Raw genomic sequence first — 12444 nt, 5'->3', positions numbered from 1 at the left:
TTGCGGGGAGGGCCGCTGTCATGTATCGGCTCTGACAACCTATAATCACACCACGGACGGACCGCTCGCAATGGCCGAATTCTCGCTCCCGAAAAACAGCGTCATCAAGAAGGGCGTCAAGCATGCGCCCGCAAACGGGGGTAAGCGTCTGAAATCGTTCAAGGTTTATCGCTACGATCCAGACAGCGGCGAGAACCCGCGCTACGATACGTTCGCGCTGGATCTCGACGACACCGGCCCCATGGTGCTCGACGCGCTGATCAAGATGAAGAGCGAGCAGGATTCCTCGCTCACCTTCCGCCGCTCGTGCCGCGAGGGGATCTGCGGCTCGTGCTCGATGAACATCAACGGCAAGAACGGCCTAGCCTGCACGACCGCGATCGAGGATTGCAAGGGCGAGGTCCAGATCACCCCGTTGCCGCACATGGACGTGATCAAGGACCTGGTCCCCGACTTCACGCATTTCTATGCTCAGTACTCGTCGATCAAGCCGTGGCTGCAGACCGTCACCCCGCCGCCCTCGGGCAAGGAGCGCCTCCAGTCGCCGGAAGATCGCTCGAAGCTCGACGGCCTGTACGAGTGCATCCTGTGCGCCTGTTGCTCGACCTCGTGCCCGAGCTATTGGTGGAACGCCGACAAGTTCCTGGGCCCCGCGATCCTGTTGCAGGCCTATCGCTGGCTCGCCGACAGCCGCGACGAAATGACCGGCGAGCGTCTCGACGAACTCGAGGATCCGTTCCGCCTGTACCGCTGCCACACCATCATGAACTGCGCGAACGCGTGCCCCAAGGGGCTGAACCCCGCCAAGGCGATCGCCGAGATCAAGAAGATGGAAGCAGAACGGATCGTCTGATCCCTTCGGTTGGGGGAGGGGCCCTACCTTTCCCGACTTTTTGGGGGGGGGGGGGGGATAAGACCTGCCTTCCCCCCACCCCGTTCGTGCCGAGTAGAGATCGAGCGTAGTCGAGAGCTCGTATCGAGGTACATGTCCTTCGATACGCCATCTCGACAAGCTCGATGCCTACTGGGGACGAACGGAATTTATGACTGACAAACCCCATTTCGTCGAAGCCGAAGACCCGGCCAACCCAGGCTGGCGCAGTTGGTCGCTCTCCGACCCCACCCGCTTCAACACCCTGCTCGGCCCCATGCTCTACCGCGTCGACGGCCACACCGTCCGCGTCCGCATCACCCCCGAGCATCGTCACTCGAACCTCCAGAACAACGTCCACGGCGGCGCGCTCCTCGCGTTCATCGACGTCGCGCTGTTCGCAGCTGCAAGAGGCTTCGGCCTGATCACCGCCGGCACCGCGGTCACGCTCGATCTCAACACGCAATTCATCGGCGGCGGCCGCGTCGGCGAGCCGATCGAGGCGCAGGTCGAGGTGCTCAAGGAAACCGGCCGCCTCTTGTTCCTCCGGGGTCTCGTGGTGCAAGGGGACGACGACACGAAGATCGCCGCCTTCTCGGCCACGATCCGCAAGCCGTCCGGCAAGCCTCCAAGGGCTGACACTGCCGCGTAACACCACCCCGGCGAAGGCCGGGGCCCAGTTGGGACACGATCATTGATCAAGCGCAGCGCTCCGTTACAGCGACCTTTCCACCTGGGCCCCGGCCTTCGCCGGGGTGGTAAAGGGGTGGCGGCATGACGGTACTCAAAGCCTACGAAGCGCTCGTAGCATCCGGCGAACTCCGTCCCGACCCCGAACAAGCCGCCGCCGCCACCCGCCTCAACACCCTCGCTACCGAACTCGCCACCCCAAAATCCACCGGCTTCTTCGCCCGCTTCTCCAAAAAACCCGACCCCCGCGGCGTCTATCTCTGGGGCGGCGTGGGCCGCGGCAAGTCGATGCTGATGGACCTGTTCTTCGCCAACGCGCCAGTCGACAAAAAACGCCGCGTGCATTTCGGCGAGTTCATGCTCGAGGTCCACGCGCGCATCGCCGCCGAGCGTCGCAAGGAAGTCGGCGACCCGATCGTCCCCGTCGCCACCGCGATCGCCGACGAGACGCGGCTGCTCGCGTTCGACGAGATGATGGTCACCAACAGCCCCGACGCGATGATACTCTCGCGGCTGGTGACCTCGCTGCTCGATTCCGGCGTGACGATCGTCACCACCTCGAACCGCCCGCCCGCCGATCTCTACAAGAACGGCCTCAACCGCGAGCATTTCCTGCCCTTCATCGCAACCATCGAACAGCGCCTCGACGTCCTCCCGCTCAACGGCCCGGTCGACTATCGCCGCGACCGTCTCGGCAGCCAGGACACCTGGCTCGTTCCCAACGGCCCCGAGGCGACCGCGCAACTCTCCGCCGCGTTCTTCCGCCTCACCGACTTCTCGACCGACGACAGCGAGCACGTCCCCGCCGAGGACCTGATCGTCCAGGGCCGCACGCTCCGGGTGCCCAAGTCGCTCAAGGGCGTCGCGGTGTTCAGCTTCAAGAAGCTGTGCGGCGAGGCGAGGGGAGTGGCCGACTACCTCGCCATTGCGCGGAAATTCCACACCGTCATCCTCGTCGGCATCCCCAAGCTCGGCCCCGAGAACCGCAACGAGGCGGCGCGCTTCGTCGCGCTGATCGACGCGCTGTACGAGCACAAGGTGAAGCTCCTCGCCGCCGCCGATGCGCAACCCGGCGACCTCTACGAAAGCGGTGACGGGCGCTTCGAGTTCGACCGCACGATCAGTCGCCTCGAGGAGATGCGCTCAGAGGACTATCTCGCCGAGGGCCACCTCTAAGCTTATTGCACATGCGAACTAGTTGCAATAACAACCCGCTTTTGTCCTTTTAGCGGTTGCCGTAGCGGGATAATGCGCGTAACCGGCGTCACCAATCACCCCGCACATCAGACGGAGACGGATTGGAATGGCTCGCAAGAAGATCGCGCTGATCGGCGCCGGTAACATCGGCGGTACGCTCGCGCACCTCGCAGCACTCAAGGGCCTTGGCGATATCGTCCTGTTCGACGTCGCCGAGGGCATCCCCCAGGGCAAGGCGCTCGACCTGTCGCAGTGCGGCCCGGTCGAAGGCTTCGACTCGCAGATCACCGGCTCGAACGACTACGCCGACATCGCCGGCGCGGACGTCATCATCGTCACCGCCGGTGTCGCACGGAAGCCCGGCATGAGCCGCGACGACCTGCTCGGCATCAACCTGAAGGTCATGAAGGCCGTCGGCGAGGGCATCAAGGCCAACGCCCCGAACGCTTTCGTGATCTGCATCACCAACCCGCTCGACGCGATGGTGTGGGCACTCCGCGAGTTCTCCGGGCTGCCGCATCACATGGTCGTCGGCATGGCCGGCGTGCTCGATTCGGCGCGCTTCAGCCACTTCCTCGCCGACGAGTTCAAGGTCTCGGTCAAGGACGTCACCAGCTTCGTGCTCGGCGGCCACGGCGACACGATGGTTCCGGTCATCAGCTACTCGACCGTGTCGGGCATCCCGGTTCCCGATCTCATCGCGATGGGCATGTCGAGCCAGGAAAAGATCGACGCGATCGTCAAGCGCACGCGCGGCGGCGGCGGCGAGATCGTCGCGCTGCTGAAGACGGGCTCGGCGTACTACGCGCCGGCGACCAGCGGCATCGCGATGGCCGAGGCGTATCTGTACGATCAGAAGCGCGTGCTGCCGGCGGCGGCGTATGTGTCGGGCGAGTACGGCCTTACCGATCTGTACGTCGGCGTGCCGGTGGTGATCGGTGCCGGCGGCGTCGAGAAGATCGTCGAGATCAAGCTTGATGATGAAGCGAAGCAGAACCTCACCGTGTCGGTCGACGCGGTCAAGGAGCTGATCGTCGCCTGCAAGGGTATCGACGGTTCGCTGAACTGATTTGAGGTGAGGTGACGAACCAAAAGGAGTAACCACCACCCCGGCGAAGGCCGGGGTCCAGTTGGGAAAGCCGAAATGATGGAAGAACAAGCGTTCGTCTACATCATGGCCAACTTCCCCAACGGTGCGATCTACCTCGGTTCGACCGTAAACCTGCCAAAGCGTGTGTGGGAGCACCGCAACGGTTTTGGCGGTTTTACCAAGCGTTACGGCTGCAAGATCCTCGTCTGGTACGAGGCCTGCGGTGAATGGGAAGCGGCACGGCAGCGCGAGCTGCAAATGAAGGAGTGGAAGCGGGCCTGGAAAGTGCGTGAGATCGAAGGGTTCAATCCTGCTTGGGTCGACCTGTACGATCGTATCGCGTTACCATGACCGCCTTCCCAACTGGACCCCGGCCTTCGCCGGGGCGGACCGGACTGGAGATAGAATGAGCATCCTCGTCGACAAGAACACCAAGGTCATCACGCAAGGCATGACCGGCGAAACCGGCAGCTTTCATACCAAGATGGCGCTGGAATACGGCACGCAGATGGTCGGCGGCGTCACGCCCGGCAAGGGCGGTACGACCCACCTCGACCTCCCCGTCTACAACACCGTCGCCGAAGCCAAGGCGATGACCGGCGCGACCGCGTCTGTCATCTACGTGCCGCCCCCCTTCGCCGCCGATTCGATCCTCGAGGCGATCGACGCCGAGATCGAGCTGATCGTCGCGATCACCGAGGGCATTCCGGTGCTCGACATGGTCAAGGTCAAGCGCGCGCTGTCGGGTTCCAAGTCGCGTCTCATCGGCCCGAACTGCCCCGGCGTGCTGACCCCCGGCGAGTGCAAGATCGGCATCATGCCCGGTTCGATCTTCAAGAAGGGTTCGGTCGGCGTTGTCAGCCGTTCAGGCACGCTCACCTATGAGGCGGTGTTCCAGACGTCGAACGCAGGCCTCGGTCAGACGACCGCGGTCGGCATCGGTGGCGATCCGGTCAACGGCACGAACTTCATCGACGTGCTCGAGCTGTTCCTCGCCGACGACGAGACCCAGTCGATCATCATGATCGGCGAAATCGGCGGCGACGCAGAAGAGCAGGCGGCACAGTTCCTCCGCGACGAAGCCAAGCGCGGTCGGTCGAAGCCGATGGCAGGCTTCATCGCCGGCCGTACGGCGCCTCCCGGCCGTCGCATGGGCCATGCCGGCGCGATCGTGTCGGGCGGCAAGGGCGACGCGGAGAGCAAGATCGCGGCGATGGAAGCTGCCGGGATCCGCGTTTCGGAAAGCCCCAGCCTGCTCGGCGAGACGCTGCTGAGCGTGTTGAAGGGCTGAGCTGACTACCCCTCTCCCGTTTGGGGAGAGGGAAGGAGCTGCCTCTTGGTAGCGGAAGGGTGAGGGCACGTGACTGCCCGTGCCCTCACCCTCCCACCCGCAAGTGCGGGCGGGCCCCTCCTTCTCCCTCGCGGGGAGAAGGACACTGAGGACGAGAACGATGGGCTACGAAGGCCAGGATTTCAGCGATATCGCAGCCGGCGTCAGCCCGGCGTTCGTGGAGACGCTCTACGCCAAGTTCAACGCGGACCCGGCCTCGGTCGAATCCGGTTGGCGCGCGTTCTTCGAGGGTCTCGAAGGCTCCGCGCAGGGCCCGAGCTGGGAGAGCGCCCGCTGGCCGCTCACCACCACGGACGACCTGACCTCGGCGCTCGATCCCACGCAGATGGAGCCCGCGCCCAAGCCAGCCAAGGGCGGCAAGCCCGCTCCCGCAGCAGCGGCACCTGCGCCCGTTTCGAAGGAAGAGATCGCCAAGGCCGCGGCCGACGCGATCCGCGCGCAGCTGCTCGTCCGCACCTACCGCGTCCGTGGTCACCTCGCCGCAAACCTCGATCCGCTCGGCCTTTCGAAGCGCGAGATGCCCGAGGATCTGAAGACCGAATATCACGGCTTCTCCGACGCCGACATCGACCGGAAGGTCTATCTCGGCGGCACGATGGGCTTCGAATGGGTTTCGATCCGCGAACTCGTCGACACGTTGCGCAAGAATTACTGCGGCAATGTCGGCCTCGAATACATGCACATCTCCGACGTCGAGGAGCGCCGCTTCCTCCAGGAGCGCATGGAGGGCCAGGACAAGGCGATCGAGTTCTCCACCGACGGCAAGAAGGCGATCCTCACCAAGGTGATCCAGGCCGAGCAGTGGGAGAAATTCCTCGGCAAGAAGTATGTCGGCACGAAGCGCTTCGGGCTCGACGGCGGCGAATCGATGATCCCCGCGCTTGAGAGCGTGATCAAGTATGGCGGGCAGATGGGCGTGCGCGAGCTCGTCATCGGCATGGCGCATCGCGGTCGCCTCAACGTGCTGGCGAACGTGATGGCCAAGCCGTTGCGCGTGATCTTCCACGAATTCGCCGGCGGTTCGGCCAACCCCGACGACATCGGCGGTTCGGGCGACGTGAAGTATCACCTCGGTACCAGCACCGATCGCGAGTTCGACGGCCACAAGGTTCACATGAGTCTGGTCGCCAACCCGTCGCATCTCGAAGCCGCCGACCCGGTCGTGCTTGGCAAGACGCGCGCGATCCAGACGCTTAACAACGATCTCAAGGATCACGTGGCAAGCCTGCCCGTGCTGATCCACGGCGACGCGGCGTTCGCGGGGCAGGGTATCGTCTGGGAGTGCCTCGGCTTCTCCGGCATCCGCGGCTACAACACCGGCGGCTGCGTCCACTTCATCATCAACAACCAGGTCGGCTTCACGACCTCGCCGCAGTTCGCGCGCTCGTCGCCTTACCCGTCGGACGTCGCCAAGGGCGTCCAGGCGCCGGTCTTCCACGTCAATGGCGACGATCCCGAGGCGGTCACCTTCGCGACCAAGATGGCGATGGAATTCCGCCAGAAGTTCCACCGCGACATCGTGATCGACATGTGGTGCTATCGCCGCTTCGGCCACAACGAGGGCGACGAGCCGTCCTTCACGCAGCCGCTGATGTACGACATCATCCGCAAGCACCCCGGCGTCAGCTCGGTCTACGGCGATCGCCTGATCAAGGAAGGCGTGATCGACCAGCCCTGGATCGACGAGAACGTGAAGCAGTTCACGCTCCGCCTCGAGGGTGAGTTCGAAGCCGGGTCGTCGTACAAGCCGAACAAGGCGGACTGGTTCGGCGGTCGCTGGACCGGCCTCAGCGCTCCGACTGACGGCGCGTCGGCACGCCGCAACGTCGAGACGGGTCTCAGCACGAAGCTGTTCGACTCGCTCGGTCGCACGCTGACCACGATCCCGGACAGCGTGAAGATCCACAAGACGCTCAACCGCGTGATCGATGCCAAGCGCGAGATGTTCAAGTCGGGTAAGGGTTTCGACTGGGCGACCGGCGAGGCGCTCGCGTTCGGCGGCCTGCTCTCGGAAGGATACGGCGTCCGCCTGTCCGGCCAGGATTCGGGCCGCGGCACCTTCTCGCAGCGCCATGCCGTCTGGGTCGACCAGACCGACGAGCACAAGTACGTGCCGTTGCAGGAGATCGAGCACGGTCGTTTCGAAGTGCTCGACAGCCCGCTCAGCGAATACGGCGTGCTCGGCTTCGAGTACGGGTATGCGCTCGCCGACCCGAAGACCCTGGTCCTCTGGGAGGCGCAGTTCGGCGATTTCGTCAACGGCGCGCAGATCATGATCGATCAGTTCATCACGTCCGGCGAATCGAAGTGGCTTCGCGCCAACGGCCTCGTGATGCTGCTCCCGCACGGTTACGAAGGGCAGGGGCCTGAGCACAGCTCGGCGCGTCCCGAGCGCTTCCTCCAGTCGTGCGCCGACGACAACATCCAGGTCGCGAACTGCACCAGCCCGGCGAACTATTTCCACCTGCTCCGCCGGCAGATGCACCGCAACTTCCGCAAGCCGCTGATCGTGATGACGCCGAAGTCGTTGTTGCGGCACAAGCTGGCGGTGTCGAACGCCGAGGATTTCCAGGGCGACAGCCACTTCCGCCGCCTGTTGTCGGATACCAATCCGGCCGCCGACGTCGATACGAAGCGTCTGGTCCTGTGCACCGGCAAGGTCGCGTACGACCTGATCGAGGCACGCGACGCGGCGGGCGACACCGACACGCAGATCGTCCGCGTGGAACAGCTCTATCCCTTCCCCGGCAACCCGATCGCCGAGCGCGTCGCACGGATGCCGAACCTGGAGGAGATCGTCTGGGCGCAGGAAGAGCCGAAGAACAACGGCTATTGGTTCTTCGTCGAGCCGCTGATCGAGGAGGCGCTGGCAACGGTCGACTCTCGCGTGAAGCGCGCGCGCTATGCCGGACGCAACGCCTCGGCATCGCCCGCGACCGGCCTGATGAAGCGTCACCAGGCCGAACAGGGCGCGCTCGTCGCCGACGCGCTCGGCCACTCCGTCCGCGACGAAATCCGCCGCACCCGCGCAAACTAAGTTTTTCTACCACCCCGGCGTAGGCCGGGGCCCAATTGGGATGGTAGATGTAATTGAGCGAAACGCCGGCCACTCAGCGTTTCGTAACTGGACCCCGGCCTACGCCGGGGTGGAGGAAACGAGAAAATGGCAACCGAAGTCACCGTCCCCGTCCTGGGTGAATCGATCACCGAAGCCACCCTCGGCGAGTGGCTGAAGCAGCCCGGCGATCCCGTCGCGGTCGACGAGCCGATCGCCAGCCTCGAGACCGACAAGGTCTCGGTCGAAGTTCCGTCGCCGGTCGCCGGCGTCATGGGACAGCACGCCGTCGCCGTCGGCGACACCGTGCAGGTCGGCGCGATGCTCGCCACGATCGACTCCGGTGACGGCGCCGCCGCTGCTCCGGCCCCCGCTACCGCAAAGGCGCCCGAGCCCGCCGCGACCGCGACGCCGTCCGCGCCCGCCAAGGACGAGTCCGGCGCAGGCTATGGCGACCAGCCCGGTGCCGGCACCAGCGACTCCCCCGCAGCTCTGTCCCCCTCGGTCCGCCGCGCGGTCCTCGAGCACGGCGTCGACCCTGGCACGGTCAAGGGCACCGGCCGCGACGGTCGCATCACCAAGGAAGACGTGACCGCCGCCGCGTCGAGCAAGCCAGCACCTGCGCCCGCCGCAGCGCCCGCTCCGGCAGCAGCGCCCGCCGCCGCATCGGGTCGCGGCGAAGAGCGTGTCCGCATGACGCGCCTCCGCCAGACGATCGCCAAGCGCCTCAAGGAAGCGCAGAACACCGCCGCGATGCTGACGACGTTCAACGACGTCGACATGACCGCGGTGATCGAGGCACGCGCCAAGTACAAGGACCTGTTCGAGAAGAAGCACGGCGTTCGCCTCGGCTTCATGGGCTTCTTCGTGAAGGCCGCGACGATGGCGTTGCGCGACATCCCGTCGGTCAACGCGTCGATCGACGGTGACGACATTGTCTATCACGACTATGCCGACATCTCGGTCGCGGTCTCGTCGCCGGGCGGCCTCGTCGTCCCCGTGATCCGCGATGCCGACCAGATGTCGGTCGCGACGATCGAGAAGACGATCGGCGACTTCGGCAAGCGCGCGAAGGAAGGCGCGCTCAAGATGGACGAGATGAAGGGCGGCACCTTCACGATCTCGAACGGCGGCGTGTTCGGCTCGCTGATGTCGACCCCGATCATCAACCCGCCGCAGTCGGCGGTGCTGGGCCTCCACCGCATCGAGGAGCGCCCGGTCGTCGTCAACGGCCAGATCGTCATTCGCCCGATGATGTATTTGGCGCTCAGCTACGACCACCGCCTGATCGACGGCCGCGAAGCCGTGACGTTCCTGGTGGCGCTGAAAAATGCTATCGAGGATCCGACGCGGATTCTTATCGACCTTTAAGGGAGACTGGCCCGATGGGCATGGTAATGTACCTCCGTCGGGCCAGCATTGCTGATATTGCGCGTCTTCAAGCCGACCCGCGCGGTGTTCCGGATTTCGTTTTCGATGACGCCGCACCGGACCAGGATCTCGTTGAGTTCGATAAGGCGTGGCAGGCGCTGCACTTTATGCTGACGGGCGAAGCCTATGGGATGGGGCACGCGCTCGGGATCATCGCCGAGGAAACGCCGATGCAAAGCAGCGACGGTATCGGCTCGCTCGAATATTCGATCGTGCCGCCCGAGCGCATGGTGACATTCGATGCGGCGCTCAAAGCGCTGGACGACGGTAGTTTGGCGCAACGGTACGATCCCGCGGCGATGGCAGCCCAGGACGTGTATCTCGCGGATTCCTTCCTAAATGAAGGACCAGAGGCGCTCGAATATATCTTGCAGGGTGTTCCTGCCCTGCGCCGATTTGCGGCATCCTGCGCGGATGCCGGCTGTGGGGCCATTCGGGTCCTCGCATGATGATGAACGGGATTAGAGACAATGGCTGACTACGACTATGACGTCCTCGTGATCGGTGCGGGCCCCGGCGGTTACGTCGCGGCGATCCGTGCAGCGCAGCTCGGCCTGCGCACCGCTTGTGCCGAATCCCGCGAGACGCTGGGCGGCACCTGCCTCAACGTCGGCTGCATCCCGTCGAAGGCGCTGCTCCACGCCTCCGAGATCTACGAGGAGGCCAAGGGCGGCCACCTCACCAAGTTCGGCATCGACTTCCAGGGCGTCACCCTGAACCTCGACCAGATGCACGCCGAGAAGGCCAAGGCCGTCAAGGAACTGACCGGCGGCGTCGAATTCCTGTTCAAGAAGAACAAGGTGACCTGGCTCAAGGGCAAGGCCGCGTTCCAGGACGCGCACACCGTCGACATCGCCGGCCAGAAGGTCACCGCGAAGAACATCGTCATCGCCACCGGTTCCTCGGTCATGCCGCTCCCCGGCGTCGAAGTCGACCAGAAGACCGTCGTCGACAGCACCGGCGCGCTCGAGATCCCCAAGGTCCCCGAGCACATGGTCGTCATCGGCGGCGGCGTGATCGGCCTCGAACTCGGTAGCGTCTGGCGTCGTCTCGGCGCGAAGGTCACGGTCGTCGAGTTCGTCGACCAGATCCTCCCCGGCTTCGACGGCGAAGTCCGCCGCGAGACCGCCAAGCTCTTCAAGAAGCAGGGCATGGAGCTGAAGCTCTCGACCAAGGTCACCGGCGTAACCGTCGCTGACGGCGTCGCGACCGTCACCGTCGAGCCCGCCGCGGGTGGCGCGTCCGAGACGCTGACCGCCGACGCGGTGCTCGTCTCGATCGGGCGCAAGGCCAACGTTGACGGCCTCAACCTCGAAGCCATCGGCCTCGAGCTCAACAAGCGCGGCCAGATCGAAACCGACCACAGCTTCCGCACCAAGGTCGACGGCGTCTGGGCGATCGGCGACTGCATCCCCGGCCTGATGCTCGCGCACAAGGCCGAGGACGAGGGCGTCGCGGTCGCGGAAAACATCGCCGGCCAGACCGGCATCGTCAACGAGGACGTCATCCCGAGCGTCGTCTACACGATGCCCGAGATCGCCGGCGTCGGCCTCACGGAAGAGGCCGCGCGCGACAAGACCGCCGAATCTGGTGGCATCAAGGTCGGCAAGTTCCCGTTCGCCGCGAACAGCCGCGCCAAGACCAACCGCGACACCGACGGCTTCGTGAAGATCATCGCCGACGCCAAAACCGACCGCGTCCTCGGCGTCTGGATCGTCTCGAGCCTCGCCGGCACGCTGATCGCCGAAGCCGCCATCGCGATGGAATTCGGCGCGACCAGCGAAGACATCGCCTACACGTGCCATGCGCATCCGACGCATGCCGAGGCGATCAAGGAAGCGGCGATGGCGGTTCAGGGCAAGCCCATTCACATTTAGCAAAAGCTAAATGTGAATCCAAAGGGCGTGCCCGGCCGGCGGCGCTCCAGCGCCGTCCGACGACAGGGGCTTTGCCCCTGTCCGGCCAAGCAGGGCTGCGCATCACCGAGTGAAGTAAGATTGAGAGGGCGTCGGTGGCAATCCACCGGCGCCCTCTCGGCGTTGCAGCGCGAGAGTTGAAGATGCAGGCGAGGCGGTGAACGTGGAGGAGGGGGCGACGGTTGAGTTCGATCGGGGGATGGATGTTGCCGCAGTTCGCCAGTTCGCCAGTTCGCCAGTTCGCCAGTTCGCAGTTCGCAGTTCGCAGTTCGCAGTTCGCAGTTCGCAGTTCACCAGTTCACCAGTTCGCCACACCCCCGTCCACCCGCAAAGCCCAACCCACCCCCTTCCGTCATCCCGGCGAACGCCGGGACCCACGGTTACGGTGGACCAAATGATATCCCCCCATCACTATCCGGTCCGCGACCATGGGTCCCGGCGTCCGCCGGGATGACGGGATGGTAGGAGGGGTAGGGGAAGGAGGTTAGGGGGCAAGGGCGCGATCAACCGGCAGCGCGAACCGTCGCAAGTTCACGATCTGCAAGGTCTTTGACGGCATCACCCATTCCAAAGCCGCAAGCTCCGCACCCCTCTCAAACTCACCAACCCACACCCCTTCCGTCATCCTGGCGAACGCCGGGATCCACGGTTGCGGTGGACCCAATGATATCCCCCATCATGACCCGGTCCGCGACCATGGGTCCCGGCGTCCGCCGGGATGACGGGGGGGTAAGTGGGGTGGGGGATGGAGGTTAGGGGGGCGGGGGCGCGATCACGTGGCAGCGTGACCCGCCGCAAGCTCACGATCTGCGAGGTCTTTGACGGCAGCACCCCCACCAAGCC

At 64.9% G+C, this 12444-nt stretch carries 10 protein-coding genes; all 10 read left to right on the top strand.

What is annotated here, in order from left to right:
• The first annotated feature begins 70 nt into the window (after positions 1 to 70).
• The 10 genes from J4O76_RS13800 to lpdA all read left to right on the top strand — a co-directional run bounded on the left by J4O76_RS13800 (position 71) and on the right by lpdA (position 11562).
• On the top strand, positions 71 to 853 hold the full coding sequence (locus J4O76_RS13800) for a succinate dehydrogenase iron-sulfur subunit (protein ID WP_426282464.1): 783 nt from the start codon (positions 71 to 73) through the stop codon (positions 851 to 853).
• A 190-nt stretch (positions 854 to 1043) separates the two neighbouring features.
• Positions 1044 to 1523, top strand: coding sequence for a PaaI family thioesterase (locus J4O76_RS13795; RefSeq protein ID WP_426282463.1), 480 nt, complete (start codon positions 1044 to 1046; stop codon positions 1521 to 1523).
• Positions 1524 to 1645: 122 nt separating this feature from the next.
• Positions 1646 to 2737, top strand: coding sequence for a cell division protein ZapE (zapE, locus tag J4O76_RS13790; protein WP_426282462.1), 1092 nt, complete (start codon positions 1646 to 1648; stop codon positions 2735 to 2737).
• Between the two features lie 127 nt (positions 2738 to 2864).
• Entirely contained in the window at positions 2865 to 3827 is a 963-nt protein-coding gene (mdh, locus tag J4O76_RS13785; RefSeq protein WP_056047455.1) for a malate dehydrogenase, read from the top strand.
• 75 nt (positions 3828 to 3902) lie between these two features.
• Entirely contained in the window at positions 3903 to 4199 is a 297-nt protein-coding gene (locus J4O76_RS13780; protein ID WP_426282461.1) for a GIY-YIG nuclease family protein, read from the top strand.
• Between the two features lie 55 nt (positions 4200 to 4254).
• Positions 4255 to 5139, top strand: a complete 885-nt coding sequence (gene sucD, locus J4O76_RS13775) for a succinate--CoA ligase subunit alpha (RefSeq protein ID WP_132896083.1) — start codon at positions 4255 to 4257, stop codon at positions 5137 to 5139.
• Positions 5140 to 5299: 160 nt separating this feature from the next.
• Entirely contained in the window at positions 5300 to 8236 is a 2937-nt protein-coding gene (locus J4O76_RS13770) for a 2-oxoglutarate dehydrogenase E1 component (RefSeq protein WP_426282460.1), read from the top strand.
• 126 nt (positions 8237 to 8362) lie between these two features.
• Positions 8363 to 9625 (top strand): 2-oxoglutarate dehydrogenase complex dihydrolipoyllysine-residue succinyltransferase, encoded by a 1263-nt coding sequence (odhB, locus tag J4O76_RS13765; protein WP_056060656.1) that lies wholly within the window; start codon positions 8363 to 8365, stop codon positions 9623 to 9625.
• Positions 9626 to 9639: 14 nt separating this feature from the next.
• Positions 9640 to 10134, top strand: a complete 495-nt coding sequence (locus J4O76_RS13760) for a DUF1877 family protein (RefSeq protein WP_426282459.1) — start codon at positions 9640 to 9642, stop codon at positions 10132 to 10134.
• Between the two features lie 21 nt (positions 10135 to 10155).
• Entirely contained in the window at positions 10156 to 11562 is a 1407-nt protein-coding gene (lpdA, locus tag J4O76_RS13755) for a dihydrolipoyl dehydrogenase (RefSeq protein WP_426282458.1), read from the top strand.
• The last annotated feature ends 882 nt before the right edge of the window (positions 11563 to 12444 follow it).

This window comes from Sphingomonas sp. NFX23 (genome assembly GCF_049887795.1).
GTDB lineage: Bacteria > Pseudomonadota > Alphaproteobacteria > Sphingomonadales > Sphingomonadaceae > Sphingomonas.
The sequence above is the reverse complement of the archived record's forward strand: the minus strand, read 5'-3'. Positions and strand labels throughout refer to the sequence as shown.